Here is a 23,803-nt window from a genome sequence, read left to right as displayed (position 1 = left end):
ATGGGAATCAATTACAGCGTCGAGGCCGACCCGGAGACCACCGCCAAGGGGATGCTCCGCGACCGGCCCATCAGCGTGAAGGACAGCAAGGAGATCTCCCGGGAGATCAAAGGCGAGACGGTCGCCGACGCCGAGGAGTTCCTCCAGGAAGTCATCGACGAGGAGACGTCGGTGCCCATGCGCCAGCACAACGCCGGCGCGGGCCACCGCTCCGACATCGACGGCTGGGACGCGGGTCGATACCCGGAGAAGGCCGCAAAAGACTTCCTCAAGCTCTTGGAGAACGTCAAGAACAACGCGGACGAACAGGGGTTCGACGGCGACGAGATGATCATCAAACACGTCGCACCGCACAAGGTCGGCGAACGCCCGGGACGCAATCCGCGTGCCGCGGGCGCGACGCAGTGGAACACCACGCTCGCCGACGTCGAACTCATCATCGAGGAACCGGAGGCTGACGACTAATGGCAGACGAACACCAATTCATCGAGGACGGCCTGCGCCGTTCACAGATCAACGAGTTCTTCGCGGACGAACTCGGCCGCGCCGGCTACGGCGGCATGGACGTCGCTCAGACGCCGATGGGGACGCAGATCGTCCTGAAGGCCGAAAAGCCCGGCATGGTGATCGGGAAGGGCGGGAAGAACATCCGCAAGATCACCACCGAGTTAGAGGACCGCTTCGACATGGACGACCCGCAGATCGACGTTCAGGAGGTCGACGAGCCCGACCTGAACGCCCAGATCGTCGCGGACCGTCTCGCGAACGCCCTCGAACGCGGTTGGTACTTCCGGAAGGCCGGACACACGACTATCGACCGCATCATGGACGCCGGCGCACTGGGCGCCGAGATCGTGCTGAGCGGGAAGGTCACCGGGGCGCGCTCGCGCGTCGAGAAGTTCAACCGCGGCTACATCAAGCACAACGGCGAGCCCGCAGAGGAGGTCGTCGACCACGGCCAGGGCGTCGCGGTGATGAAGCTCGGGACGATCGGCGTCAACGTGAAGATCATCCCGCCGGGTGCACAGCTCCCGGACGACTTCGACATCCGCGAGGACGCCGAGGTCCCAGAGGTCGAGCAGGCGGCGGTCGACGCCGACGAGGGCGTCGAATCTCTTCTCGAAGAGGAGCCCGAGGAGGTCCCCGATGTCGGTGCCGACGAGGACGTCGACGTGCCCGACGAGGACCCTGCCGAGGTCATCGACGAGGAAGTCGTCGAGGAAGTCGTCGAGGAGACGCAGGACACGGCCACGGACGCGACCGACGTCGCCGCCGAGGAACCGGTCGGCGACGCAGACGCGGACGACATCGATGAGCTTGACGAAGAGATAGAAGAGGAGGCCGCAGACCTCGTCGCAGAGATGGAAGCGGCCGACGAAGACGAGGAGGACGAATAATGGCGATCCTCTACACCGAGGAGATCCGCGACATGACCGCGGCAGAGCGGCAGGTCGAACTCGAGGAACTCGAGACCGAACTGCTCAACTCGAAGGCCCAGCGGGCTGCAGGCGGGATGCCCGAGAGCCCCGGTCGCGTCAAGGAGCTGAAGAAGACGATCGCGCGGATCAAGACGATCCAGCAGGAAGAAGGCGACTTCGACGACGAATAACGATGATCTCTCCCGACAACGTCGTACGGCACGAACTCGTCGGCCTCCCGGTTCGGGTGGTCGACGCCGACAGCGACGCCCACGTTGGCGTCGCCGGTCGCGTGTCGTCCGAGACGTTCGGCACCCTCGTGGTCCGAACGGAGTCGGGGGACAAACGCGTGCCCAAGTCGGGCGCGACGTTCGAGTTCGGTGTCGTCGATCGACCGACCGTTCACACAGATGAAGCCGCCGACGACTGCCAGTCGTCGGGGTCTGCGTCCCAACTCGGGTCGGATACTACGGGGGTTCGCCCCCGTCAGTCTGGCCCGTCCGGATCCACGGGCGTCGTCGACGGTGACGACGCGGGTCCGGCGAGCCGACAGGGCGAGTGCAAAGACGTGGTCTACGCGACGGTGGATGGCGATCGGTTGCGGTATCGACCCGCCGAACGCACCGAACGAGGTGTCACACAATGGCGATAGGAATCGACGTACCCACGCCTCCGGAGCCAGACAACCCGGAGGATTACGACTACGAGAAGTGCCCGTTCTACGGGCAGCTCTCCGTCCGCGGCCAGACCCGTGAGGGAACGGTCGTGTCGACGGACATGGAAAAGACCGTCATCGTCGAGCGAGAATACGACGTGTTCGTACCGAAATACGACCGGTACATGAAGCGTCGCTCGCGCATCCCGGCTCACGTGCCGGGCGTGCTCGAGCCGCTCGAAGTCGGTGACGAAGTGACGATCGCGGAGACGCGACCGCTCTCGAAGACGAAGTCTCACGTCGTCGTCGAGAACCTGACGGGTGATCTGTGATGGAGGCGCTCAAAGCCGACGTCACGCAGGGCCTCTCGAAGGGCTCTCTTATCACGTGTGCCGACAACACCGGCGCGCGCGAGCTGAAGGTTATCTCCGTGTCGGGCTACTCCGGCACGAAGAACCGCCACCCGAAGGCAGGTATCGGCGACAAGGTGACCGTCTCGGTCACCAAGGGAACCCCGGAGATGCGGCGGCAGGTGCTGGAGGCGGTCGTCGTCCGCCAGCGCAAGCCGATCCGCCGTCCGAGCGGAACCCGCGTGAAGTTCGAGGACAACGCGGCCGTCGTTATCGACGACCTCGAAGAGCCCCGGGGCACAGAGATCAAAGGCCCCATCGCTCGCGAGGTCGCCGAGCGATTCGGGAGCATCGCCTCGACCGCGACGATGATCGTCTAATCATGACGAACCAGCCACGCAAACAGCGAAAACGGTCGGAGACCGCGCCGCTCCACGAGCGGCAAAAGCAGGTTCGGGCCACCCTCACGGACGAACTCCGCGAGGAGTACGGACAGCGGAACGTCCGCGTCAACGCCGGCGACACCGTCGAGGTGCTTCGCGGCGACGCGGCCGGCACGGAGGCGGAGGTCGTCTCCGTCGACCTGTCCGCAGAACGGATCACCGTCGAGGACGTCACCGTCGAGAAGGCGGACGGAGAGGAAGTTCCCCGTCCCCTCCCGGCGAGCAACGTCCGGGTGACCGACCTGAACCTGGAAGACGATCGCCGGGAGGCGCGGCTCCAGGAGGATAACGAATGACGCGACATCAGAAGCGACTGGCAGTACCGAACTCCTGGCCGGTCGAGCGCAAGACCGACACGTTCACCGTCAAGGCCGACGCCGGCCCGCACGGTGAGGCGGGCGTTCCGCTCGTCGTCCTGCTGCGGGACGTGCTCGGATACGTCGACTCGACCAAGGAGGCGCGTTACGCGCTGAACAACGACTCGGTCCTCGTCAACGGGGACGCCATCTCGGACGAGCAGCGTCCGATCGGGATGTTCGACATCCTGGCGTTCCCCGAGCGCGGGGAGTACTTCCGCGTCTTCCCCGACGAGGGCGGTCGGCTCGCGCTGACCCCCGTCGACGAGGAGGCCGCCGGAAGCCGGCTCGGGAAGATCACGAACAAGACCGTCGTTTCCGGCGGCGACGCCCAGCTGACGCTCCACGACGGAACGAACGTTCGCGTCGACGCCGGCACCGAGTACGACACCAAAGACTCGATCGTCGTCGACAACGAGTCGAAGGAGATCGTCGCCCACTTCGAGTACGAGGAGGGCGCACTTGTTACCGCCGTCGCCGGCCAACACGCCGGTCGTATCGGCGAAGTCGACGAGATCGACGTGACGCTCGGCTCTGGGTCCAACACCGTCACCGTCGGCGACGACGCCGACGGCTACGAGACGGTCGAGGAGTATCTCGTCGTCATCGACGAGAACTTCACCGGCGACGACGCCAACGAGGCAGGTGATTCGGATGAGTGAATCCGAGAGCGCCACACACGAGATGCGCGAGCCGTATCTCGAGAAGGTCGTCGTCCACATGGGCGTCGGGCAGGGCGGTGAACCCCTCGCTGACGCCGAGGAGATAATCGAGGAGATCACGGACCAGCAGTCGGTCCGGACCACCTCGAAGCGCACCATCGCCGAGTTCGGCATCCGCAAGGGCGACCCGATCGGCGTCAAGGTGACGCTGCGGGGCGAGGACGCACACGCGTTCTTGGAGACCGCACTGGACATCGTCGACGTCGACAGGAGCCAGTTCGACGATACCGGCAACCTGAGCTTCGGCGTCGAAGACCACACCGACTTCCCGAGCCAGGAGTACGATCCCAGTATCGGGATCTACGGGCTCGACGTGACGACGACGATCGTCCGCCCCGGCTACCGCGTCTCCAAGCGCGACAAGGAAACCACGTCGATCCCGGCCAGCCACCGGATGACCGCCGAGGACGCGGCCGCGTTCCTCGAAACGAACTTCGACGTCGAGGTAACGGCATGAGTGAAGCGAACAACGAGACGGGCGAACACGCCGCAAAGCGCACCGATTCCCGGCACACCTGCCGGCGGTGCGACCGCGAGCAGGGACTCGTCGGCAAGTACGATATCAACCTTTGCCGGCAGTGCTTCCGCGAGGTCGCCCGAGACATGGGATTCGAGAAGTACAGCTGAACATGACGGGAAACGATCCATTCACCAACGCGCTCGCCGGCATGGACAACGCCGAGAGCGTTGGCCATCTGTCGTACACGGTTGAGCCCGCCTCAAACATCATCGGCTCCGTCCTCGAGGTCCTCTACGACCGCGGGTACGTCGACGGCTTCGAGTACGTCGACGACGGGAAAGCCGGGAAGTTCGAGGTTGAACTAAAAGGCGCGATCAACGAGTGTGGCGCCGTCAAACCCCGCTATTCGGCGGGTGCAGACGAATTCGAGAAGTGGGAGAAGCGATACCTCCCCGCCCGTGACTACGGGACGCTCATCGTCACGACGAGCCACGGCGTCATGAGCCACTACGAGGCCCGCGAAGAGGGCATCGGCGGCCAAGTGATCGCATACGTCTACTAACAATGAACAGAGTCGAAATCGAGATTCCGGACGACGTCTCCGCAGAGACCGACCACCTCGAACTCACCGTCGAGGGTCCCAACGGGAGCGTCACGCGACGCCTCTGGTACCCCGACGTCGAGGTCACGGTCGAGGACGGTGTCGTCGCAATCGCTTCCGAGAACGAGGACGCGAAGACGAACGCCACGGTCGGCACCTTCGAGAGCCACGTCGCTAACATGATCCACGGCGTCACCGACGGGTGGGAGTACACGATGGAAGTGTACTACGCCCACTTCCCGATGCAGGTGACGGTGGAGGGCGACGAGGTCGTCATCGAGAACTTCCTCGGCGAGCGCGCACAGCGACGCACGCCCATTCGCGGGGACACGGACGTACAGATCGACGGCGAGACGGTCACGCTTTCGGGCTCCGACAAGGAGGCCGTCGGGCAGACCGCCGCCGACATCGAACAGCTGACGAAGGTGACCGACAAGGACACGCGCGTCTTCCAAGACGGCGTGTACATCGTCGAGAAACCCACCGGAGGTGCCTAACCGATGGCAGACGAACTGGAAGACATCAGCGGTGTCGGTCCCTCGAAGGCGGACGCGCTTCGCGAGGCCGGCTACGAGACGGTCGAGGACGTGAAGGCCGCTTCTCAGTCCGAGCTCTCTGAGGTCGACGGCGTCGGGAACGCGCTCGCCGCGCGTATCAAAGCCGACGTCGGCGGGCTGGAGGTCGACGAGGAAGCGGACGCGGAGATCGAAGACGAGACCGACGAGGAGGAGGCTGCGGAGGCCGAATCCGACGAGGCGGTCGAGACGGAGCTTCGCCCCCGCGGCCACGCCGAGAAGACGCCGGAACTGGACGACGAGACCGCTCGCGCGCTCGCACAGAAGCACCGCGAGGGGAAACCGCAGTTCAACCGGCAGGACTACCACAAGAAAAAGCGGATCCCGACGTCGTGGCGCAAGCCGCGCGGCGGGCTCTCCAAGCAGCGTCGCCGCATGAAAGCGAAAGGTCCCGTCGTCGAGGCGGGGTTCCGCTCGCCGAAAGCCTCTCGTGATCTGCACCCGAGCGGATTCGAGGAGGTTCGTGTGCACAACACGGACGATCTCGAAGGCGTCGACGGCGACACGCAGGCGGTGCGAATCGCCTCGAAGGTTGGCGGTCGCAAGCGCGAACTGATCGAAGACGAGGCCGAAGAGCGCGGCATTCGCGTGCTCAACCCGACCTATATCGAAGTGGAGGTCGACGATGAGTGACCTGAAAGCGCAGAAACGACTCGCAGCAGACGAGCTCGACGTCGGCAAGGGCCGCGTCTGGCTCGACCCGGAGGCACAAGAGGAAATCGAAGACGCGATCACTCGCGAGGACATCCGTGATCTGATAGATCAGGGGACGATCCGCGCGAAGGACGCGAAGACGAACTCCCGCGGCCGGGCCCGCGAGCGCGCCGAGAAACGCTCGTACGGCCACCAGTCGGGCGCGGGAACCCGGAAGGGGAAAGCCGGCGCGCGACAGAACACGAAAGACGACTGGAAGGCGCGGATCCGCGCACAGCGCGCCCGCCTGAAGGAACTCCGCGACGACGAGGACGTCCTCGACGCAAGCGAGTACCGCACGCTCTACAACAAGGCGAGCGGTGGCGACTTCGAGGACGTCGCGCGACTGGAGGCGTACATCCAGACGCAGTACGGTTACGAGGTGACAGAGTAATGGCGACAGGACCACGATACAAGGTGCCGATGCGCCGCCGCCGCGAGGTCCGGACGGATTACCACCAGAGGTTGCGCCTGCTGAAATCGGGCAAGCCTCGCCTGGTCGCTCGGGTGAGCAACGCTCACGTCAGGGCGCAGCTGATCACACCCGGATCCGACGGCGACGAGACCCACGCGGCCGCCTCCAGCGAGGACCTCGCGGAGTACGGCTGGGACGCCCCCACGGGCAACCTCCCCAGCGCGTACCTCACGGGGTATCTCGCGGGTGCCCGCGCTGTCGACGCCGGCCTCGACGAGGCCGTGCTCGACATCGGGCTCAACACGGCGACGCCCGGCAACAAGACGTTCGCAGTACAGGAAGGAGCGATCGACGCCGGCCTCGAGATCCCGCACAACGACGACGTGCTTGCCGACTGGTCGCGTACGCGTGGCGAGCACATCGCCGCGTACGACGAGCAGCTCGACGAGCCGCTGTACAGCGGCGATTTCGACGCGGCCGACCTACCCGAGCACTTCGACGACGTGCTCGCGACAATCCAGGAGGACCATGAGTAGACACAACGACGGCTGGGAACCGCGGACGCGGCTCGGCCGCAAGGTACAGAACGGCGATATCTCGTCGATGGAACAGGCGCTCGACTCCGGGCTCCCGCTGAAGGAGGCCGAGATAGTCGACCAGCTACTTCCGGGCCTCGAAGACGAGGTGCTGGACATCAACATGGTCCAGCGTATGACCGACTCCGGCCGGCGCGTGAAGTTCCGCTGTGTGGTCGCCGTGGGCAACCGCGACGGCTACCTCGGGTACGCGCAGGCCCGCGACGATCAGGTCGGCGGTGCGATCCAGAAGGCGATAGACGTCGCGAAGCTGAACATCATCAAGGTTGACCGCGGCTCCGGGTCCTGGGAGGACCAGCCCGGCGGCACGAACTCTCTCACCCGGAAGGCTGAGGGGAAAGCCGGTTCCGTCACTGTCGAGATCAAGCCCGCCCCCCAGGGGCTCGGGCTGGCGGCAGCGGAGACCGTTCGAAATATCTTGGAGCTTGCCGGCGTCGAGGACGCTTGGACGAACTCCGACGGCAACACGCGCACGACGGTGAACCTCGCGAAGGCGACGTTCAACGCCTTGGAGAACGCGGCGCAGTCCCGCACTCCCCAGCACGCGCGCGAAGTCCACTACGACGAGGTGAGTGAGTGATGCAAGCGATCGTGCAGCTCCGCGGCGACGTGAACCTCGAATACGGCGTCGAGGACACGCTCGACATGCTGAACGTCGGGCGCGTCAACCACGCGACGTTCGTGCCGGAGACGGACTCGTACCGAGGCATGATCACGAAGGTGAACGACATCGTCGCCTTCGGCGAGCCGAGCGTCGACGCGGTCGCGCGGACCATCGCGCGCCGCGGCGAGCCGCTCGACGGCTCTGCTGACATCGACGACGAGTGGATCGACGACAACACCGACTACGCCGACCTCGAAGCGCTGGCCGAGGCGCTCGTCGACGAGGAGACGTCTCTGCGAGAGCAGGGCCTCTCGCCGACGCTACGACTCCACGCCCCCCGCGGCGGTCACGAGGGCATCAAGCACCCGGTGATCGAGGGCGGCGAGCTCGGTCGCCACACTACCGAGGAGATCGATACTCTCCTGGAGGCCATGCGATGACGAGCAAGAAACGCAAACAGCGTGGGTCTCGGACCCACGGCGGCGGAACGCATAAGAACCGACGCGGTGCCGGTCACCGCGGCGGTCGCGGCGCGGCCGGCCGCGCGAAACACGAGTACCACAACTACGGTCCGCTCGGTAAACACGGATTCAAGCGGCCCGAGGACTCCCAGACGGACGTCCTCGAAGTCAAGATCCAGAAGCTCGACGAGGATGCGGCGCTGTACGCCGCGGAGGGCCTCGCCGAGGAGGACGGTGACGCGTACGTCATCGACGCGCGCGACGTCGTCGACGACGGTTACGACGCCGACGTCGTGAAGGTGCTCGGCGGCGGACAGGTCCGCCGCGAGCTTCGCGTCACGGCAGACGCGTTCACCGCTGGCGCGGTCGAACTCATCGAGGAGGCGGACGGTGCGGCGACGCTCTCTGAGCGCGCCGAGGCCGCTGCCGAATCAGAAAACACTTCAGACGACGAGGCCGACGAGGCGTAATCATGAGCTGGAAGGAGGCCGCCGAACCGGTGCTCTCGCGGATGCCCGTCGTGGAGCGGCCGGCGGGTCACGTCCCGTTCAAACGGAAGCTCACATGGACGGCAGGTGTCCTGATCGTCTACTTCTTCCTGACCAACATCAACCCGTTCGGGTTGGCGGTCGGGCAGGGGTCTGACTTCTTCGGACAGTTCCGGTCAGTGCTCGCCGGTTCGTCCGGCTCGCTGCTGCAGGTCGGTATCGGTCCGATCGTCACGGCGTCCATCGTCTTACAGCTTCTCGGCGGGGCAAACCTGCTGGGACTCGACACGGACGACCCACGCGACCAGGTGCTGTATCAGGGCCTCCAGAAGCTGCTGGTGATCATCGTCGCTGCGCTCACTGCCGCGCCGATGGTCTTCACGGGAGAGTTCCTCCCAGCGGATCCGGCCGTCGCGCAGTCGCTCGGCATCGGCGTGTTCGGCGTTGAGCTGCTGATATTCGCACAGATCTTCGCCGGCGGTGTCCTCATCCTGTTCATGGACGAGATCGTGAGCAAGTGGGGCGTCGGCTCCGGCGTCGGACTGTTCATTATCGCCGCGGTCAGCCAGCAGATCGTCGGTGGCTTCTTCAGCTTCTCGGCGCTCGGTGCAAACGGCTTCTTCGCCAACTGGTACTCGCTCATCTTCGGCGGCAACCCGAGCACGCTGTCGCCGTTCACGAGCGAGGGACTCCAGAATCTGCTCTTCGATCCGGGTAACATCCTCGCGCTGTTCACGACGCTTTTCATCTTCGGAATCGTCGTGTACGCCGAGTCGGTTCGGGTCGAGATTCCGCTGTCACACGCCCGCGTGAAGGGTGCCCGTGGACGCTTCCCCGTGAAGCTCATCTACGCGTCCGTCCTGCCGATGATCCTCGTTCGTGCGCTGCAGGCGAACATCCAGTTCCTCGGACAGATCCTCTCCTCGCAGTGGGCGGGGATGCCGGCGTGGCTCGGGCAGTACAGCCAGCAGGGCCAGCCCATATCCGGGCTGTTCTACTACCTGAACCCGATCCAGACGCGGAGCGAGTGGATGTGGTTCCTCGGCGAGATCCCGGCGAGCGTCGAGCCGTGGATGATTGCCGTTCGGCTCGCGATCGACCTAACCTTCATGATCGTGGGCGGAGCCATCTTCGCCATCTTCTGGGTGGAAACGACCGGGATGGGCCCGGAAGCGACCGCACAGCAGATCCAGGGCTCGGGGATGCAGATCCCCGGCTTCCGTCGGAATCCGCAGGTCGTAGAGAAGGTCATGGAGCGATACATCCCGCAGGTGACCGTCATCGGCGGTGCGCTGGTCGGGTTCCTCGCCGTCATGGCGAACCTGCTCGGCACTATCGGCGGCGTCTCCGGAACCGGTCTGCTGCTTGCGGTCTCCATCACGTACAAGCTGTACGAGGAGATCGCCGAGGAGCAGCTAATGGAGATGCACCCGATGATGCGCCAGATGTTCGGCGACGAGTGACACAGACGCCATCGGTCGCGGTATCGGCGCTGTAGCTTCCTCATTTTTCACCGCTCGACCGACCAGCGACCGAGCCGCCGACCGCCGCTTGGACCCGTCCGTGTCCTACCGGCCTTGTCCCCGGCGACGCGTCTCATCGAACTCTGTGTAGAGTCTCATCACATTGCCCGCGACCAGTTCGTTCGTCGAGTCTGCCGTGTCCGGTCGCCTGTCGATCCGCGGCACCCGGAGGCCGCGGGACACTCCGCCGGGTTGATACTCGCGCGCGCCGTTGTGCGACCATGAACGCGGGCGCAATCGCGGACGCCACTCGGACGGCGGGGTGGGACGTGTGGTAGGTCCCATGTCCGACGCCGAGCGCGAGGCGGGGAACCGTAAGATCAAGGCCGGCTTTCTGCTTCTCGTCGCGGTGTCACCGCCGCTCATCGCCCTCCAGTGGGGAGCGACGCCCATACAGTTGGTCGTCGCGCTCGCCGTCGGTGTGGTTCTCGGACTGGCGTTGGTGTGGTATCTCGGTCGGCTCGCAAAGGAGTTCACCGGGGAAGCGCGTCGCCCGAGACGCAGGTAGCGGTGGGACGGGTTACACTCGACGAGAACCAGACGGACAGCGAGACAGCACGCGTGACTCGGAGACTACTCCGACTGCCGCTCCGGCGGCGCGGTCTCGTCTCCGCGGATCGCGACGACGTCGCCCGCTCGGTCGGTGGCGACGGACCGTGACGACGACAGCGGCGAGATACTCACTTCGCCCTCGACGGCCGCGCGCCGATCCGATCCGGGGTCGTCGGGCACGTCGCCGCGGAGGAACTCCCGCCAGAACCGGTCACGAAGTTCCATTCCCATCTCGCCGCGCCGTTCGTCGAATCCGCTCTCACCGGCCTCCGTCTCACCGGGACGGAACTCGATCACGTCGAATCCGCGGGCGGGTTCGGTCAGCCGGTACGTCGGCCGGTCGGCGGCTTCGTCGTCGGCGGCCGGAACGTTGACGTTCAACACGTCCGCGCCGAAAGGGAGCGCGACGTCGCCGCCGGAACGCGTCGCGTCGTCGAGGATGTCGGAGACGACCTCTGCAGCGAGCGCAAACGCATCGGTCCCGAGCGTCGGCGGCACGGGGAGGTTTCCGCGGTCGTACAGCGACACCGCGACCGCGGGCGTCCCGAGGAACGACGCCTCCATCGCCGCCCCGACCGTCCCGGACTGTCCGAGGATGTGCGCGCCGATGTTTGGTCCGTGGTTACAGCCGGAGACGACGATGTCCGGATCCAGATCGAGGGCGACGTCTGCGACGGCGACGCAGTCGGCCGGCGTGCCTTCGACCGCGTAGCCGGTCTCTGTCTCCTCGTACTCCACCGTCGCGTCCCACCACGAGCGCGCGCCCCCGACGCCGGACTGGTTGGTCGCGGGCGCGACGACCGTCACGTCGAACGCGTCGAGCGCGTCCGAGAGCGCACGGAGCCCGACGGCATCGATGCCGTCGTCGTTGGTGAGTAGGACCGTCGGAGGCATGCGAGTCACTCGGCACGGAGGAGTCAAAACGTCGCCGGTCGAGCCCGCGTTTTAGTCGGCCGTGACGTGCGGCGTGGACTCGGCGAGATCCATGACCTCGTCGAAGAAGCCGAGCGAGTCGTGCGGGCCGGGGTTCGCTTCGGGGTGGTACTGACGGGTGATAATATCCAGTTCCTCGTTGTCGAGCCCCTCGACCGTGTCGTCGTTGACGTTCACTTGTGTCACGTCGAGCGGCCCCGTGTCGTCGACGGTGTAGCCGTGGTTCTGTGTCGTCATCACGACCTTGTCGGTGCGGAGGTCCTTGACCGGCTGGTTGACGCCGCGGTGGCCGAACGCCATCTTCTCGGTAGACCCGCCGAGCGCGCTCGTTATCACCTGCTGACCGAGACAGATGCCGGCCATCGGCAGTTCACCCGCGAACTCGTCGACGACCTCCTGTGCGGCGACGAAGTTCTCTGGGTCGCCGGGGCCGTTCGAAACGAACAACACGTCCGGGTCGACCGCGGCCACGTCCGCAGGGGTCGCGTCGTACGGGAGGACGTGAACGTCGGCTCCGCGCTCCGTGAGAGACGAGATGATAGAGCCCTTTGCGCCGCAGTCGAGCAGCGCGACGTCGGCCTCGCCGCCGCCCTCGGTGACGGTCGGCTCGGAGACGGACACCTGCGCGCCGATGTCGACGTGGTCGCTCATCGGCTTGCACGCTTCCATCTCCTCGACCGCGTCTTCGGGGGTCGCGTCCGGTCCGGCGGCGATGCCGCAGGCCATCGCGCCCTCCTCGCGGACCGTGGTGACGATCTCGCGGGTGTCGAGGTGGTCGATCGCCGGGACGCCTTCCTCGGCGAGCCAGTCGGCGACGTCGTCGGTCAACTCGCGTGCGACCGCCGCGCGAGGCTGGACCGACTCCGACTCGAACCGCTCGGTTCGGACGCCGTAGTTTCCGATCAACGGGTACGAGAACGTGAGGACTTGCTCGGCGTAGGAGGGGTCGGTGAGCGACTCCTCGTAGCCTGTGTACGCGGTCGTAAACACAAGTTCGCCACGGGTGCGCCCCGGCGCACGAGCGCGCGCTTCGAGCACGCGTCCGTCAGCCAGCGCGATATAGGCGTCCGACATTACGAGATACGTACGTGTATAGGCTAATAAATGCGTCGTTCGAAGCTCTGTTACGATATTCGTAACGAGTAAGTCACCGGCGAAAGTGTGTGACGTATGGACGACCTCGACCGCCGGATCCTCTCAATCCTGCGCCGGGACGCGCGAACGCCGTACACGGAGATCGCCGATCAGGTGGGTACCTCGGAGGGAACCGTGCGCAATCGCGTCGATCGCATGACTGACGAGGGGATCATAGAGCGGTTCACCGTCACCACTCGGACGGGAAACGTGAAGGCGATGATCGAGATCTCGGTGGAGATGAACGTCGATACCGCCGCGGTCAGCGATCGGATGGTCGACTGGGAAGAGGTCGATTTTGTCTGGCAGGTCTCCGGCGAAGACGACATCGTCCTCGTCGTCGACGCCGTGGACACGCGCGCCGTCAACGAACTGATCTCCCACACACGAGAGATGGACGAGGTCAAATCTACGAAGACCCGGTTGATCCTCGACGAGCGACTCGGCTGAACGCGGCCGGTCGTCACGTCGCTTCCGTAGCTCAGTCGTCTTCGAGCGCCTGGGCGATGCGCTGAAGCTGTCGCGTCGCGTCGCGGACCTCGTCGCGGAGCTGGCGAACCTCGCGAACGAGCTCCTCGTTGCCGGCCTGGTCGCCCCCCTCCTCGCCGCGGCCGCCCGGCCCGCCGCCCATGCCGGGCGGACCGCCCGCGCCGCCGGGACCGCCGCCGCCCATCATCCCGGACATCATCTGCGCGAAGGGGTTGCCGCCACCGCCGCCGCCCATGCCCGGCGGGCCGCCGCCACCGCCGCCCATCATCTCCTCGGGACTGGGACGGTCGCCCTCCTCGCGCTCCTGTTCGCGTCGCTCGCGGATCTCCTCGACGCGCTCGCGAAAGGACTTTTCTTCTCCGTCGCCGGCGTCAGCGTCCTGACTCGTGGCGTCGCCCTGTTCGTCGCCGGTCTCGGCGTCTTCGGCGTCGTCGTCTGCCATGCGAGAGGGTTCGATTCCCCGGCCGAAAAGGGTTGTCGCTCCGGGCTCCGCGCGCCTCTCGACGAAAGCGGCCGGAGTCACCCCGGATCCGCGTTCAGGCTCGGACCGGCGTCTGGCAGTTCGGACACTCGGTCGTCTCCGTGTCGCGACCGACGGCCGGTACGTGGTCGCCGCAGTTCGGGCACCGCGTCCGCGTGCGGGCGTACTCGGTGCTCGACCGGACGGGCGTGTGGTCTGTGCCATCGCTCATACGTGCGTGTGGATGTCTCACACGACATATGGCTTGCCTATATACCCCCTAAAACACCGCATACAATATTGATGCCGGCGACGCGAACGGCCGCGACGATACCGCCGGGGACACCGACAGTTGCGACGGCCGCGCCGACGGCGATCGCATCCCTCACTCGTGTCCGGACACCCGAACCGGCTCGTACGGCTCTTCCAGCCAGTCCATGTCCGACGTGGACAGGTCGATGTCGAGCGCCTCGACGGCGTCTTCGAGGTGTTCGACGCTCGTGGTCCCGACGATGGGCGTGTCGACGCGGTCTTTGTGGAACAGCCACGCGAGTCCGATCTGCGCCATCTTCACGCCCTTCTCGTCGGCCAGTTCGGCGACCCGTTCGTTGACGGCCGGCCCGCCGCCCTCGCGGTAGGGGTGCTCGTAGAGATGTTCTTCCGTCTCGCCGCGCAGCGTGGCGTCGACGTCCTCGTGCGGTCGGGTGAGGTAGCCGCGCGCGAGCGGGCTCCACGGCATCACGCCGACGTCCTCTTTGTCACACAGCGGAAGCATCTCACGCTCCTCCTCGCGGTACGCGAGGTTGTAGTGGTTCTGCATCGTGGCGAACCGCTCGTACCCCTCGCGCTCGCTCACGCGCAGCGACTCGGCGAACTGGTGAGCCCACATCGAGGAGGCACCCGGATATCGAATATCTCCGCGACGGACCGCGTCGTCGAGCGCCGCGAGCGTCTCGTCGATCGGGGTGTCGTAGTCCCAGCGGTGGATCTGGTACAGGTCGATGGTGTCCATCCCGAGCCTATCGAGGCTGTTCGCGAGCTCTTGCTCGATGGCCTTCCGCGAGAGCCCGCCCGAGTTCGGGTTCGACTCGTCCATCTGGAAGTACCCCTTCGTGGCGACGGTGAACTGATCGCGGTCGTACTCCGTGAGCGCGTCGCCGAGGACGCGCTCTGAGGCACCGTTCGAGTACATGTTCGCGGTGTCGAAGAACGTCACCCCGAGTTCGATCGCCCGGTCGATCAGTTCGCGACCCGCCTCCTCGTCTAGGACCCACTCGCGCCAGTCGGGGTCGCCGAAGCTCATGCAGCCGAGACAGATTTTCGAGACGGTCACGCCCGTGTTCCCGAGCGTCGTGTACTCCATACGCGGGCCACGACGGCCCGGCACAAAAATGCACCCGGGCGGGAGGCTTCACCGCTCGCGTCTGGCGTCTTGCAGCCCGGTCCGGCTCACCGGTTCCGGAACGACGCCGTGTAGACGAGGAACGCCCCGGTGAGAATGACAAAGGCGAGGAAGGTGACGAGCGCGAGGACGTTCGCGACCGGGGCGAGCGGAAACAGGAACTCCGGGCCGGTCGTCGCGAGCACCAGCACGGCGAGGAGGGCGGCGATCAGGCCGAGCAGCCAGTTCGTGAGGACGTTGTCCATGCGACCGACTCTCCGTGACGCGGCATAAAAACGCGGGATGTTGCCGGTCGTCTCTACGCCCTCCCCGATACGGAATATCGGCGGTCGCCTCCGCTCCCCTCCGATGCGGGGCTGCCACCGAACCGGACGGGGCCGGGACCGTCGGCCGTCGCGGGACCGGGTCGGCCGCCGCGGTCCCGGCTCAAAACTCTTCGACGTGCGGTCTGAGATCCAGTTCCAGCGTCCACGCCGAGCGGTCTTGGGTGACGAGGGTCCAGTAGGCGTCCGCGATCGCGTCGGGATCGAGGAACGACTCGGGGTCGTCCGTTCCTGACGGCGGGGCTATCTGCCCGTCGATCACGGTGTGAGCGACGTGGATCCCCTCAGGACCGAGTTCCCGGGCCATCGACTCCGCGAGCCCGCGAGCGGCGAACTTGCCAGCGCTGAATCCGGCGGCTCCGCCGCGTCCCCGGACCGAGGAGGTCGCGCCGGTGAAGATGACCGTTCCGCCGTCTCCGTCGAGCATGTCGTCGATAGCCGCCTGTACGCAGCACAGCGCGCCGGTCGCAGAAACGCCGAGCGCGTGCTCGAACTCCGAAAGCGAGATGTCGCGGACGCCCTTCCACGCCCCACCGCTGGCGTTGAAGACGAGCGCGTCGATCGGGCCGAACGCGTCTCGAACCGTCTCGAAGGCGGCGTCGACCGCGTCCGGGTCGGTCACGTCAGCCGCGACGGTCAGCGCGCGCTCGCCGAGGTCCGCCGCGACCGATTCGGTGTGGTCGGTCGAACGCGAAAGCAGTGCGACGCGACACCCCTCCTCGTGGAAGCGACGCGCGATCGACTCTCCGAGTCCCGGACCGACACCCGCGACGACTGCAGTTCGTGGCATGGACACACAAGAGTCGCCGGCGACAAAAGCGTGCGCTCGCCGGCGACCGAGACCACGTCGACGCCCGCGGCGACGAGAGCCTCGACTCAACGGGTCGCCCCCGAAAGCTATGTCTCCCCCGCCCGTAGCCGGCGCGTGAGCGACCGGACGACGCTGTGGCTGCTCGGCGACCAGCTCAACCGCGACCTCGACGCGCTCGTCGACGCGGACGAGGTCCTCCTGATCGAAGCCCACGGGTTCGCCGACCGGAAGCCGTACCACGCGCACAAGCTGACGCTCGTCTTCTCGGCGATGCGCCACTTCCGCGACGATCTCCGCGACCGCGGACACGACGTCCGATACGTCCGCGCCGAGTCGTTCGGCGAGGGTCTCGATGCGTTCCTCGCCGACCGGGACGGGGGCGGTCCGGGAGACACCGCCGACGCCGACCTCCGGCTCATGCGTCCTGCGAGCCACGGGGCGGGCGAGCGGCTCCGCGAACTGGTCTGCGAGCGCGGTGCGACTCTGACCCTCCTCGACAACGAACTGTTCTGGACGACGCCGGCAGCGTGGCGGGCGTGGGCTGACGACCGGCGGGAGTCGGATGCGGGCAAGACTACGATTACCGACGACGGCACCGCGACCCGCACGTACCGACAGGAGGGGTGGTACCGACACGTCCGCCGCGAGACTGGCGTGCTGATGGACGGCGACGACCCGGTCGGCGGCGAGTGGAACTACGACGACCTGAACCGGGAGACGCCGCCGGACGACTGGACCCCGCCGGAACGGCCACGGTTCGAGCCCGACGAGCTGACCCGCGAGACCCACGCGTGGGTTGTGGATCGGTTCGACACATGGGGAGCCGAGTCGCTCGACGGGACCGACGACGGACCCGGCTTCGCGTGGCCCGTCACGCGCGAGGAGGCCGAACGGGCGCTCAACGCGTTCGTCCGCGAGGGACTCCCCGCGTTCGGCCGGTACCAGGACGCCATGGTCGGCGGCGAGCCGTTCCTCGCGCATTCGCTGCTCTCGCCCGCGATCAACCTCGGGCTGCTCGACCCGCGCGAGCCCGTCCGCGCCGTCGAGGCGGCCTACGAGGCGCGCGGCGTCGAGCCTGGCGCGTACGACCGCGCGGCGCACGGGCGCGGCGGTGGGGCCGCCGCGACCTCGCTCGACGACTTCGCCGCCGACGGCGCGAGCATCGACGGGGACGACGGGTCGACGATCGACGCCGACCTCCCGCCCGTCCCGCTCAACGCGGCGGAGGGGTTCATTCGGCAGGTGCTCGGCTGGCGCGAGTTCGTCCGTCACGTCTACCGCGAGGCGATGCCCGGACTGGCGACGGCGAACCGGCTGGACCAGACGCGGGACCTCCCGCCCGCATACTGGGACGGCGAGACGGAGATGCGGTGTCTCTCCGCGGCGGTGGGCCACGTCCGCGAGCACGGCTACGCCCACCACATCGAACGGCTGATGGTGTTGTCGAACTTCGCGCTGCTCTACGGGACCCGGCCGGCCGCGCTCAACGAGTGGTTCCACCTCGGGTTTGTCGACGCCTACCACTGGGTGACGACGCCGAACGTCGTCGGAATGGGGTCGTTCGGCACCGATCTCCTCTCCTCGAAGCCGTACGCCGCCTCCGGAAGCTACGTGAACCGGATGAGCGACCACTGCGCCGACTGTCCGTACGCCGTCTCCCGAACGACCGGCGAGGGGGCCTGCCCGTTCAACGCGCTCTACTGGGAGTTTCTCGCCGACCACGAGGAGACGCTTCGCGGCACCGGGCGCATGGGGCTGATGTACTCGCACGTCGACGACAAAGACGACGCGGAGTGGGCGGCGATCCGCGAGCGCGCGCGAGAGGTCCGGAAACTGGCCGAAGCCGGCGAGCTGTAGCCCGACGTGACCGTCACTCGAACAGGCTGTCCACGGTACGAACGAACCGGTCGACGATCCGGTCCGGGAGCGACGGCGACACCGCATCGAGCAGGTCGGCCGTCCGTTCGGGCCGCGAGAGAGAGAGTGTCATCGGGTGGTCGGTCGACTTCTCGACGACGCCGCGCTCTGTCAGGTTCGAGACGTGCCACGACACCGTGCTGCGCGCCAGACCGAGGTCGTCCGCCAGATCGACCGGGCGCGCCGGCCCGTCTGCGTGAAGGCGGACGATGATACCGCGGGCGGTCTCGCGCCGGAGGAACGCGATCACCGCCCGCTCCCACGGGTCGAACTGCGGGTCGAAGTAGTGCGTCTGTCCGGCGATCCGGTCGGCCGTGACCTCGCCGTCGCCGACCAGCCGCCGCAGGTGATACTGCGCCTGTCCGGTTGCGATCTCGAGGTCGCGGCTCACTCGGTTGAAGTGTACGCCGGGGGTCTCGCGGACGTGTTCGCGGACCCGGGCTCTGGTGTCCGGCATCGGTTGTCGTCGACGCTACCGGTCGCCCGAATAAAAGGCGTCCGCGCGTTCTCCGTTCGCGAGACCGGCCCGGTCCGAGGCGGCCGCGAGGCTCACGAGGCGTGGCTTCTTATCCATCGCGGCGTAATCCGTAGTCACGCGTGAGTCCGATTGCGGCGTCGTCGACGGCCGGTAGCTGGGGCGTAGAGGGATCGCTTCCCCTGCTCGTCGTCGTCGCCGTCGCGGGCGTCGGAACGGGCCTCCTCTTTCTCGTGAGCCTGCTGGCGTATCGCCGGCGGCGGTCACTGCAGTACCGGCTGATAAGCCTTGCCGTCGGCGCGCTCTTGGCTCGCTCCGTCGTCGGTGCGGGCACCGTGCTCGGCGTCGTCCCGATGCTGGTCCACCACTTCGTCGAACACAGCCTCGACTTCCTGGTGTCGGCGATCGTGTTGTACGCGGTGTACGCGCACGCGCCGGGGTCGGTTCCGGAAACGGCTGAGACACGCTCCGAGACGGACGATCCGTCCGACGACTGACTTGCCTCACTCGCCGGAGCGGACCCGTTCTATCGCCGCGTCGACGTGTCGAGCAAGCGCGAGCGACGCGCCGCCGCCGACCGCGCCGGCGAGCGTCCACCCAGCGAGCGACGCGAGCGCTCGCCCGGTCGGAACGAAGTCGGTCTCGGGCTGGAAGGCCACCCCGATCACATGTTCGAAGACGAGTCCGCGGAAGGCGCCGTTCGGCGTCAGCGCGAGCAGATCCGGCGTCGCCGCGGCCGCGGTTCCGGCGGAAAGAGACTCCAAGAGAGCGAGATCGCCGCCGAGAACCCCGCCGCCGAGCACGAGCGCGCCGAGCGCGATCGCGCTCCGGCGGCTCGACGCGACCGCGGAGACGGCCGCCGCGACCGACAGGTACGCCGCGCCGAGTCCGAGCACGAACGCGAGGAACCGCACGTACAAGAACGGCGAGTCGACGCCGGCGTGCGTGGCGAAGATGCCGGTGTCGGGGGCCGCCGTCAGGCCGACGTACACGCCGACGAGCGCCGCGGGACCGCCGACCACGACCGCGAGCGCGACGAACCGCGCCAGCAACACGCCGGTGACGTAGCTCGCGACGCCGACCGGATACGTCCGGATCACCGCGAGCTCGCCTGTGGCCCCGTCAGCGAGCAGCGCGCGGTACCCGAGCACGACCGCGGCCGCGGGCACGAGCGCCTCGACCGGTAAGAGCAGGTCGACAATCGCCGGGACGAATCCGGTCGCGCCGCCGCCGCCGACGGCGACCAATCCGAACAGCGCGATACCGAGACCGACGGCAAGTGCGGCGTATCCCGGTGTTCGCGCCACTGTGGCCAACTCGCGCCGGAACACGGTGTCGACCCCGCGCAGCCGGACCCCGAGACCGATCCGATCGCGCTTGGCTCCCGTCATCGGTCGGACACCCCCGTCACATGGACGGAGTCGTCCGTCTCGCGTTCGTCCCCGTCGACAGAGGCGGCCGACTCCGCTTCGGTCTCCCCCTCCCGTCCGGTCGCGGCGCGGTACAGTTCGTCGACGCTCTCGGCGTCGTAGTCGACACGCAGCCGATCGAGCGGGCCGGCTGCGGCGACGCGGCCACGGTCGAGGACGACGAGGTGGTCCGCGTGCGCCTCGACGAGTTCGAGATTGTGAGAGCTGATCACCACGGCGGTCCCCTCGGGCGCGCGCTCGGTGGCGGTCCGGAACGCTCGCTCGCGCATCGTCGGGTCGAGACCGCTCGCGGGCTCATCGAGCACCGCGACGGGCGGATCGCCGAGGAGCGCCTGTGCGATTCCGAGCAGGCGGCGCATTCCACCTGACAGCGACTCGACGCGCTTGCCGGCGGCGTCGGCGAGCCCGACTCGTTCGAGCGCGGCGTCCGGGTCGGCGTCGACGAGTCGCCCGTAGAATGCGAGCGTCTCCCGTGCGGTGAACCCGTCGCGGAACGGCACGCGCTGCGGAAGATAGCCGATCGGTTTGCGCGCGTCTGCGCCGCCGTGGCTGACCTCCCCGGTCGTCGGCTCGGTCACGCCGGCGAGTATGCCGAGAAGCGTCGACTTCCCGGAACCGTTCGGCCCGACGACCGCGGTGACGCCGGGCGAGACGGACAGCGAAACGTCACCGAGCACCGTGACGCCGCCGTAGCTCCGGGAGACGTCGGACATCGCAGCGAGCGCGTCCTCGTCGACGTCGTCGCTCACGCGACCACCTCCGCGGTCGCGTCGTCTGTCGCCGCGGTCGCGTTGTCGGAGCGTCCCCGCCAGTCGCCGTGGACGGGGTCACCGTCTGGGTCCGTCGCGCTCGCGACCCGGTCGGGAGCGTGCGGTTCGGGAGACGGCGCGGGGTCGAGGATACCGCCCGTGCGGGCCCCTGGAACCGTCCCGCGGAGCCGATCGAGGAGGGTGGCCGCTGGGGACTCGCTCGCGAGGATCGCCGCCGGCTCGCGGGCGAGCGCGGCGTCGACCGGCGCGGTCGGCCGGTAGGCCCGCTCGCCGGGCGCGGCGAGGCCGAGTTCGGCGCTCACGCCCGCCCCCTCCCAGTAGTTGCCGCGGTCGTCGTCGGCCCAGACGCGGAGCGCGCCCGGTCCGGCGTCGGCGTGGACGTCGTTGCCGACGAAGTCGTTCGCGACGACTCGGCTCGACGGAACGACGGTCGTCGCGCGCGCGCCGAGCGCGTTGTTCGCGGCCACGTTGTGCTCGTACAGCGACCCGCGCGCGCTCGTCGAGAACCCAAGGTCGTTGCCGGCGAGGGTGTTGTACCCGACGTACGTGCGCGTTCCCGAGGCCTGTATCCCCGCGCTGGAGTCCCGCACGTCGTTGCCGACGATGGCGTTGCCCGCCGGACGCGTCATCACCGTGATCCCGCCGAACGTCTCGTTCCGGAACGCGTTGTCGGCGATGAGCGTCTCGCCCGTGTACATCAGATGTGTCCCGTACCGGTTGCCGGCGAACGAGGAGTTTCGGACGATCGACCCGTCAGCGCGGTGGAGGTACACCCCGTCGCGCCCGCCGACGAACGCGCTGTCGGTCACCGTCACGCGCGACTGCATTCCGACGATACCCATGAATCCGTCCTGCCACGCCTCGGTCCCGTCGACGCGGAGCCTGCGGACCACGGTGTCGGACTCCTCGCGGAGGAGCAGTCCGCTGGCCTCGGTGTCGACGGTCACGTCGTCGATAAAGAGCCCCGGGGCGGCGACCGCTTTCACTCCTGCGTCGCCGTGCCCGTACCCGAGCCGGATGTTCGTGTCCCACGCCTCGCCCTCCTCGGGCGGGCGGCTCGCGGCCTCCGGGTCCCGCGTCTGCGTTCCGGTACCCGAAATCCGCAGTCCGGTGATAGAGACGTTCGGCGCACGAACGGTGAGGACCGACCCGTTCCCGTCGCCGCGAAGCCGTGTCGCCTCACTCTGCGACCCGCCGTCGCCGCCCGTCCCGCCGCCCGACACCGTCACCGACTTCGTGATAGCAACCGTCTCATCGTAGGTTCCGGGCGGAACGACGACGGTCGTGTCCGCCGGAGCGGCGTCGACCGCGGCCTGTATCGTGGGTGCGTCCTCGCCGACGACGACCGAGACCGGACGGTCGCTCCGGCGCGCCGCGGCCGCGATCCGCCGGTCGGCTTCGCCCCAGCGTCGCGGTGCCGTCTCCCGCACGACCGCCGCGGTGTCCGTGTCGAACGAGCGGCTCCGAAGCGTCTCCCACCCGATCACGGTTCCGCCGTGGTCGTCGACGAAGGCCGCCGCGGCGTCACGGTCGCGAAACGGCACCACGGTTTCGCCTGCCGGCGAGCGCGCCTCGCTGCCGACGACGTAGACCGCCTCGGACGCGGGCGTCCACTCCCCGGCGAGCTCGGCGGCGAACAGCCCCTCGTCGGTGACGCCCGGGCGGCTCGAATCGAACGTCTCGACGTATGCCGCGATCGGGTAGCCGAACTGCCGCTCGGTGCGGTCGGCTGCGAGCGCCGACGCAAACGACTCGACGCCGTTGTAGCCGACGACGTACTGCAGCTGCGAGTAGAACACTTGCACCCGTGGAAGCGTCGCGTCGCCCGCCATGAGCGCGTCTGTCTCGCTCGAGAGCCCCAGTTCGACGACGTCGTCGTACGCCACCGGCGACGGCGCGGCGTCGCTCGGGTCCGCGGCGAACGCCGCGCCCGTCGCGACCGCGGTCGCGAGCGCGAACAGGAGGAGTGCCGCGAGCGCGCGTCCGGACCGATCGCGGTATGGATCGAACACTGATTGCGGAACCGTTCGTCCTCCGTCCGTTTAGCCGGTTTGGTTTGTTCCTCGAACGGGTCGCTGAACGGCTCCCGAGGGTCTAAGACCGACGTATCCCTACTCGTGTACGTGACAGACCACGACGCCTCACCACCGGAACCGCAGCGGTCGAACGGGATCCGAACGACAGTGTCGCGCCGCCGCGCGCTGGCCGGGATCGGCGGCGGCCTCGCGACGGCGGCGGCCGGGTGTCTCGGCGGCTCGAACGAGACGAGCGAGTCGATCACGCCCGTCTCGATCGCCGACGATCAGGCCTGTGACCAGTGCGGGATGATCATCGCCGACCACCCGGGGACGGTCGGTCAGGTCCACTTCGAGGACGACGAGCCCGAGGGCGGCCGCCCCGCCCAGTTCTGCAGCGGCACCTGCACGTACACCTACCGGTTCGACGCCGAAGACAACGGTCGAACGCCGCTCGCCACGTTCCTCACCGACTACTCGACCGTCGACTACGAGGTGTACGAGGAGGGGTCAGACACGATGCTCTCGTCGCACACCGACGCGGACGCGTTCGCGCGGGCCACGGCTCTCACGATCGTCGCGCGGAGCGAGATCGTCGGCGCGATGGGGCCGGATCTAGTCCCGTTCAGCGAGGACGCAGACGCCGAGTCCTTCGTCGCCGAGTACGGCGGCGAGTCGATGCCGGCGACCGAGGTCGACCGGGCGACGCTCGAAGCGTTATAATCAGCTTCG

Annotated in this window: 35 protein-coding genes; 24 read left to right on the top strand and 11 right to left on the bottom strand. The window is 67.6% G+C overall.

All coding sequences use genetic code 11. The annotated features are described in order from the left end of the window. From EP28_RS06690 to EP28_RS06595, 20 genes are all read left to right on the top strand, one after another. A complete protein-coding gene (locus EP28_RS06690; RefSeq protein ID WP_049983223.1) occupies positions 1 to 465 on the top strand; it encodes a 50S ribosomal protein L22 in 465 nt (154 codons plus the stop codon). Beyond that, the gene (locus EP28_RS06685; protein ID WP_049983222.1) at positions 465 to 1,397 is read left to right on the top strand and encodes a 30S ribosomal protein S3; all 933 of its coding nucleotides are present in this window, start codon (positions 465 to 467) and stop codon (positions 1,395 to 1,397) included. The genes EP28_RS06690 and EP28_RS06685 overlap by 1 nt, the downstream gene beginning before the upstream one ends. After that, on the top strand, positions 1,397 to 1,609 hold the full coding sequence (gene rpmC, locus EP28_RS06680; RefSeq protein WP_049983221.1) for a 50S ribosomal protein L29: 213 nt from the start codon (positions 1,397 to 1,399) through the stop codon (positions 1,607 to 1,609). Before EP28_RS06685 ends, rpmC begins: the two co-directional genes overlap by 1 nt. A 2-nt stretch (positions 1,610 to 1,611) precedes the next feature. Continuing rightward, positions 1,612 to 2,070, top strand: a complete 459-nt coding sequence (locus tag EP28_RS06675) for a ribonuclease P protein component 1 (RefSeq protein WP_049983220.1) — start codon at positions 1,612 to 1,614, stop codon at positions 2,068 to 2,070. Beyond that, the gene (locus EP28_RS06670; RefSeq protein WP_049983219.1) at positions 2,061 to 2,405 is read left to right on the top strand and encodes a 30S ribosomal protein S17; all 345 of its coding nucleotides are present in this window, start codon (positions 2,061 to 2,063) and stop codon (positions 2,403 to 2,405) included. The genes EP28_RS06675 and EP28_RS06670 overlap by 10 nt, the downstream gene beginning before the upstream one ends. Further along, positions 2,405 to 2,803, top strand: coding sequence for a 50S ribosomal protein L14 (locus EP28_RS06665; RefSeq protein WP_049983218.1), 399 nt, complete (start codon positions 2,405 to 2,407; stop codon positions 2,801 to 2,803). Before EP28_RS06670 ends, EP28_RS06665 begins: the two co-directional genes overlap by 1 nt. Before the next feature lie 2 nt (positions 2,804 to 2,805). Beyond that, positions 2,806 to 3,162, top strand: a complete 357-nt coding sequence (rplX, locus tag EP28_RS06660; protein ID WP_049983217.1) for a 50S ribosomal protein L24 — start codon at positions 2,806 to 2,808, stop codon at positions 3,160 to 3,162. Then, on the top strand, positions 3,159 to 3,884 hold the full coding sequence (locus EP28_RS06655; protein WP_049983216.1) for a 30S ribosomal protein S4e: 726 nt from the start codon (positions 3,159 to 3,161) through the stop codon (positions 3,882 to 3,884). The genes rplX and EP28_RS06655 overlap by 4 nt, the downstream gene beginning before the upstream one ends. After that, on the top strand, positions 3,877 to 4,401 hold the full coding sequence (locus tag EP28_RS06650; protein WP_049983215.1) for a 50S ribosomal protein L5: 525 nt from the start codon (positions 3,877 to 3,879) through the stop codon (positions 4,399 to 4,401). The genes EP28_RS06655 and EP28_RS06650 overlap by 8 nt, the downstream gene beginning before the upstream one ends. Further along, positions 4,398 to 4,571, top strand: coding sequence for a 30S ribosomal protein S14 (locus EP28_RS06645; protein WP_049983214.1), 174 nt, complete (start codon positions 4,398 to 4,400; stop codon positions 4,569 to 4,571). The genes EP28_RS06650 and EP28_RS06645 overlap by 4 nt, the downstream gene beginning before the upstream one ends. A gap of 2 nt (positions 4,572 to 4,573) precedes the next feature. After that, the gene (locus tag EP28_RS06640; RefSeq protein WP_004047215.1) at positions 4,574 to 4,966 is read left to right on the top strand and encodes a 30S ribosomal protein S8; all 393 of its coding nucleotides are present in this window, start codon (positions 4,574 to 4,576) and stop codon (positions 4,964 to 4,966) included. A gap of 2 nt (positions 4,967 to 4,968) precedes the next feature. Beyond that, entirely contained in the window at positions 4,969 to 5,502 is a 534-nt protein-coding gene (locus EP28_RS06635; protein ID WP_004047214.1) for a 50S ribosomal protein L6, read from the top strand. Positions 5,503 to 5,505: 3 nt separating this feature from the next. Then, positions 5,506 to 6,213 (top strand): 50S ribosomal protein L32e, encoded by a 708-nt coding sequence (locus EP28_RS06630; protein WP_049983213.1) that lies wholly within the window; start codon positions 5,506 to 5,508, stop codon positions 6,211 to 6,213. Further along, complete coding sequence (locus EP28_RS06625; RefSeq protein WP_049983212.1) at positions 6,206 to 6,667, top strand: 50S ribosomal protein L19e; 462 nt, start codon at positions 6,206 to 6,208, stop codon at positions 6,665 to 6,667. Before EP28_RS06630 ends, EP28_RS06625 begins: the two co-directional genes overlap by 8 nt. Further along, on the top strand, positions 6,667 to 7,224 hold the full coding sequence (locus EP28_RS06620) for a 50S ribosomal protein L18 (RefSeq protein ID WP_049983211.1): 558 nt from the start codon (positions 6,667 to 6,669) through the stop codon (positions 7,222 to 7,224). Before EP28_RS06625 ends, EP28_RS06620 begins: the two co-directional genes overlap by 1 nt. Next, on the top strand, positions 7,217 to 7,864 hold the full coding sequence (locus tag EP28_RS06615) for a 30S ribosomal protein S5 (RefSeq protein ID WP_049983210.1): 648 nt from the start codon (positions 7,217 to 7,219) through the stop codon (positions 7,862 to 7,864). Before EP28_RS06620 ends, EP28_RS06615 begins: the two co-directional genes overlap by 8 nt. After that, positions 7,864 to 8,328, top strand: a complete 465-nt coding sequence (locus EP28_RS06610) for a 50S ribosomal protein L30 (RefSeq protein WP_049983209.1) — start codon at positions 7,864 to 7,866, stop codon at positions 8,326 to 8,328. The genes EP28_RS06615 and EP28_RS06610 overlap by 1 nt, the downstream gene beginning before the upstream one ends. Beyond that, positions 8,325 to 8,819, top strand: coding sequence for an uL15m family ribosomal protein (locus EP28_RS06605; protein ID WP_049983208.1), 495 nt, complete (start codon positions 8,325 to 8,327; stop codon positions 8,817 to 8,819). The genes EP28_RS06610 and EP28_RS06605 overlap by 4 nt, the downstream gene beginning before the upstream one ends. A gap of 2 nt (positions 8,820 to 8,821) precedes the next feature. Beyond that, positions 8,822 to 10,300, top strand: a complete 1,479-nt coding sequence (gene secY / locus EP28_RS06600; protein WP_049983207.1) for a preprotein translocase subunit SecY — start codon at positions 8,822 to 8,824, stop codon at positions 10,298 to 10,300. 343 nt (positions 10,301 to 10,643) lie between these two features. Then, a complete protein-coding gene (locus EP28_RS06595) occupies positions 10,644 to 10,868 on the top strand; it encodes a hypothetical protein (protein ID WP_049983206.1) in 225 nt (74 codons plus the stop codon). 65 nt (positions 10,869 to 10,933) lie between these two features. Here the strand turns inward: EP28_RS06595 and surE are convergent, their stop codons facing one another. After that, positions 10,934 to 11,806 (bottom strand): 5'/3'-nucleotidase SurE, encoded by an 873-nt coding sequence (gene surE / locus EP28_RS06590; RefSeq protein ID WP_049983205.1) that lies wholly within the window; start codon positions 11,804 to 11,806, stop codon positions 10,934 to 10,936. Positions 11,807 to 11,857: 51 nt separating this feature from the next. After that, on the bottom strand, positions 11,858 to 12,919 hold the full coding sequence (carA, locus tag EP28_RS06585) for a glutamine-hydrolyzing carbamoyl-phosphate synthase small subunit (RefSeq protein ID WP_049983204.1): 1,062 nt from the start codon (positions 12,917 to 12,919) through the stop codon (positions 11,858 to 11,860). Positions 12,920 to 13,015: 96 nt separating this feature from the next. On the opposite strand from carA, the gene EP28_RS06580 reads away from it, so the two are divergent. Beyond that, complete coding sequence (locus EP28_RS06580; RefSeq protein ID WP_049983203.1) at positions 13,016 to 13,429, top strand: Lrp/AsnC family transcriptional regulator; 414 nt, start codon at positions 13,016 to 13,018, stop codon at positions 13,427 to 13,429. A gap of 31 nt (positions 13,430 to 13,460) precedes the next feature. On the opposite strand, the gene EP28_RS06575 is transcribed toward EP28_RS06580, so the two are convergent. The 5 genes from EP28_RS06575 to EP28_RS06560 all read right to left on the bottom strand — a co-directional run bounded on the left by EP28_RS06575 (position 13,461) and on the right by EP28_RS06560 (position 16,443). Further along, complete coding sequence (locus tag EP28_RS06575; RefSeq protein ID WP_049983202.1) at positions 13,461 to 13,910, bottom strand: hypothetical protein; 450 nt, start codon at positions 13,908 to 13,910, stop codon at positions 13,461 to 13,463. 94 nt (positions 13,911 to 14,004) lie between these two features. Beyond that, positions 14,005 to 14,160 carry a hypothetical protein gene (locus tag EP28_RS14390; RefSeq protein ID WP_196219615.1) on the bottom strand — a complete coding sequence of 52 codons (156 nt, stop codon included), beginning with the start codon at positions 14,158 to 14,160 and terminating at the stop codon, positions 14,005 to 14,007. 153 nt (positions 14,161 to 14,313) lie between these two features. Continuing rightward, a complete protein-coding gene (locus EP28_RS06570) occupies positions 14,314 to 15,291 on the bottom strand; it encodes an aldo/keto reductase (protein ID WP_049983201.1) in 978 nt (325 codons plus the stop codon). An 86-nt stretch (positions 15,292 to 15,377) separates the two neighbouring features. Continuing rightward, the gene (locus tag EP28_RS06565; protein ID WP_049983200.1) at positions 15,378 to 15,575 is read right to left on the bottom strand and encodes a hypothetical protein; all 198 of its coding nucleotides are present in this window, start codon (positions 15,573 to 15,575) and stop codon (positions 15,378 to 15,380) included. A 181-nt stretch (positions 15,576 to 15,756) separates the two neighbouring features. After that, positions 15,757 to 16,443, bottom strand: coding sequence for an SDR family NAD(P)-dependent oxidoreductase (locus EP28_RS06560; protein ID WP_049983199.1), 687 nt, complete (start codon positions 16,441 to 16,443; stop codon positions 15,757 to 15,759). A 135-nt stretch (positions 16,444 to 16,578) separates the two neighbouring features. Between EP28_RS06560 and EP28_RS06555 the strand changes: the two genes are divergently transcribed. Then, a complete protein-coding gene (locus EP28_RS06555; RefSeq protein ID WP_049983198.1) occupies positions 16,579 to 18,321 on the top strand; it encodes a cryptochrome/photolyase family protein in 1,743 nt (580 codons plus the stop codon). Between the two features lie 13 nt (positions 18,322 to 18,334). Here EP28_RS06555 and EP28_RS06550 read toward each other — a convergent pair whose 3' ends face one another. Beyond that, the gene (locus EP28_RS06550) at positions 18,335 to 18,838 is read right to left on the bottom strand and encodes a winged helix-turn-helix transcriptional regulator (protein ID WP_049983197.1); all 504 of its coding nucleotides are present in this window, start codon (positions 18,836 to 18,838) and stop codon (positions 18,335 to 18,337) included. A gap of 140 nt (positions 18,839 to 18,978) precedes the next feature. Between EP28_RS06550 and EP28_RS06545 the strand changes: the two genes are divergently transcribed. Further along, a complete protein-coding gene (locus tag EP28_RS06545; protein ID WP_049983196.1) occupies positions 18,979 to 19,353 on the top strand; it encodes a DUF7471 family protein in 375 nt (124 codons plus the stop codon). 6 nt (positions 19,354 to 19,359) lie between these two features. Here the strand turns inward: EP28_RS06545 and EP28_RS06540 are convergent, their stop codons facing one another. From EP28_RS06540 to EP28_RS06530, 3 genes are read right to left on the bottom strand one after another with little or no spacing between them, the layout of a single operon-like run. Beyond that, positions 19,360 to 20,247 carry a hypothetical protein gene (locus EP28_RS06540; protein ID WP_049983195.1) on the bottom strand — a complete coding sequence of 296 codons (888 nt, stop codon included), beginning with the start codon at positions 20,245 to 20,247 and terminating at the stop codon, positions 19,360 to 19,362. Then, positions 20,244 to 20,999, bottom strand: a complete 756-nt coding sequence (locus EP28_RS06535) for an ABC transporter ATP-binding protein (protein WP_049983621.1) — start codon at positions 20,997 to 20,999, stop codon at positions 20,244 to 20,246. Before EP28_RS06535 ends, EP28_RS06540 begins: the two co-directional genes overlap by 4 nt. A 32-nt stretch (positions 21,000 to 21,031) precedes the next feature. Next, the gene (locus tag EP28_RS06530) at positions 21,032 to 23,068 is read right to left on the bottom strand and encodes a NosD domain-containing protein (RefSeq protein ID WP_049983194.1); all 2,037 of its coding nucleotides are present in this window, start codon (positions 23,066 to 23,068) and stop codon (positions 21,032 to 21,034) included. A 111-nt stretch (positions 23,069 to 23,179) separates the two neighbouring features. Here EP28_RS06530 and EP28_RS06525 point away from each other — a divergent pair, with 111 nt between their 5' ends. Continuing rightward, on the top strand, positions 23,180 to 23,794 hold the full coding sequence (locus EP28_RS06525) for a nitrous oxide reductase accessory protein NosL (RefSeq protein ID WP_230455268.1): 615 nt from the start codon (positions 23,180 to 23,182) through the stop codon (positions 23,792 to 23,794). The last annotated feature ends 9 nt before the right edge of the window (positions 23,795 to 23,803 follow it).

The organism is Halorubrum sp. BV1 (assembly GCF_000746205.1).
Taxonomy (GTDB): Archaea; Halobacteriota; Halobacteria; order Halobacteriales; family Haloferacaceae; genus Halorubrum.
This window is presented reverse-complemented; position numbering and strand designations above follow the sequence as displayed.

Coding starts and splice junctions, on each gene's coding strand:
- EP28_RS06690 (WP_049983223.1), top strand. CDS start 1: ATGGGAATCAATTACAGCGTCGAGGCCGACCCGGAGACCACCGCCAAG.
- EP28_RS06685 (WP_049983222.1), top strand. CDS start 465: ATGGCAGACGAACACCAATTCATCGAGGACGGCCTGCGCCGTTCACAG.
- rpmC (WP_049983221.1), top strand. CDS start 1,397: ATGGCGATCCTCTACACCGAGGAGATCCGCGACATGACCGCGGCAGAG.
- EP28_RS06675 (WP_049983220.1), top strand. CDS start 1,612: ATGATCTCTCCCGACAACGTCGTACGGCACGAACTCGTCGGCCTCCCG.
- EP28_RS06670 (WP_049983219.1), top strand. CDS start 2,061: ATGGCGATAGGAATCGACGTACCCACGCCTCCGGAGCCAGACAACCCG.
- EP28_RS06665 (WP_049983218.1), top strand. CDS start 2,405: ATGGAGGCGCTCAAAGCCGACGTCACGCAGGGCCTCTCGAAGGGCTCT.
- rplX (WP_049983217.1), top strand. CDS start 2,806: ATGACGAACCAGCCACGCAAACAGCGAAAACGGTCGGAGACCGCGCCG.
- EP28_RS06655 (WP_049983216.1), top strand. CDS start 3,159: ATGACGCGACATCAGAAGCGACTGGCAGTACCGAACTCCTGGCCGGTC.
- EP28_RS06650 (WP_049983215.1), top strand. CDS start 3,877: ATGAGTGAATCCGAGAGCGCCACACACGAGATGCGCGAGCCGTATCTC.
- EP28_RS06645 (WP_049983214.1), top strand. CDS start 4,398: ATGAGTGAAGCGAACAACGAGACGGGCGAACACGCCGCAAAGCGCACC.
- EP28_RS06640 (WP_004047215.1), top strand. CDS start 4,574: ATGACGGGAAACGATCCATTCACCAACGCGCTCGCCGGCATGGACAAC.
- EP28_RS06635 (WP_004047214.1), top strand. CDS start 4,969: ATGAACAGAGTCGAAATCGAGATTCCGGACGACGTCTCCGCAGAGACC.
- EP28_RS06630 (WP_049983213.1), top strand. CDS start 5,506: ATGGCAGACGAACTGGAAGACATCAGCGGTGTCGGTCCCTCGAAGGCG.
- EP28_RS06625 (WP_049983212.1), top strand. CDS start 6,206: ATGAGTGACCTGAAAGCGCAGAAACGACTCGCAGCAGACGAGCTCGAC.
- EP28_RS06620 (WP_049983211.1), top strand. CDS start 6,667: ATGGCGACAGGACCACGATACAAGGTGCCGATGCGCCGCCGCCGCGAG.
- EP28_RS06615 (WP_049983210.1), top strand. CDS start 7,217: ATGAGTAGACACAACGACGGCTGGGAACCGCGGACGCGGCTCGGCCGC.
- EP28_RS06610 (WP_049983209.1), top strand. CDS start 7,864: ATGCAAGCGATCGTGCAGCTCCGCGGCGACGTGAACCTCGAATACGGC.
- EP28_RS06605 (WP_049983208.1), top strand. CDS start 8,325: ATGACGAGCAAGAAACGCAAACAGCGTGGGTCTCGGACCCACGGCGGC.
- secY (WP_049983207.1), top strand. CDS start 8,822: ATGAGCTGGAAGGAGGCCGCCGAACCGGTGCTCTCGCGGATGCCCGTC.
- EP28_RS06595 (WP_049983206.1), top strand. CDS start 10,644: ATGTCCGACGCCGAGCGCGAGGCGGGGAACCGTAAGATCAAGGCCGGC.
- surE (WP_049983205.1), bottom strand. CDS start 11,806: ATGCCTCCGACGGTCCTACTCACCAACGACGACGGCATCGATGCCGTC.
- carA (WP_049983204.1), bottom strand. CDS start 12,919: ATGTCGGACGCCTATATCGCGCTGGCTGACGGACGCGTGCTCGAAGCG.
- EP28_RS06580 (WP_049983203.1), top strand. CDS start 13,016: ATGGACGACCTCGACCGCCGGATCCTCTCAATCCTGCGCCGGGACGCG.
- EP28_RS06575 (WP_049983202.1), bottom strand. CDS start 13,910: ATGGCAGACGACGACGCCGAAGACGCCGAGACCGGCGACGAACAGGGC.
- EP28_RS14390 (WP_196219615.1), bottom strand. CDS start 14,160: ATGAGCGATGGCACAGACCACACGCCCGTCCGGTCGAGCACCGAGTAC.
- EP28_RS06570 (WP_049983201.1), bottom strand. CDS start 15,291: ATGGAGTACACGACGCTCGGGAACACGGGCGTGACCGTCTCGAAAATC.
- EP28_RS06565 (WP_049983200.1), bottom strand. CDS start 15,575: ATGGACAACGTCCTCACGAACTGGCTGCTCGGCCTGATCGCCGCCCTC.
- EP28_RS06560 (WP_049983199.1), bottom strand. CDS start 16,443: ATGCCACGAACTGCAGTCGTCGCGGGTGTCGGTCCGGGACTCGGAGAG.
- EP28_RS06550 (WP_049983197.1), bottom strand. CDS start 18,838: ATGCCGGACACCAGAGCCCGGGTCCGCGAACACGTCCGCGAGACCCCC.
- EP28_RS06540 (WP_049983195.1), bottom strand. CDS start 20,247: ATGACGGGAGCCAAGCGCGATCGGATCGGTCTCGGGGTCCGGCTGCGC.
- EP28_RS06535 (WP_049983621.1), bottom strand. CDS start 20,999: ATGTCCGACGTCTCCCGGAGCTACGGCGGCGTCACGGTGCTCGGTGAC.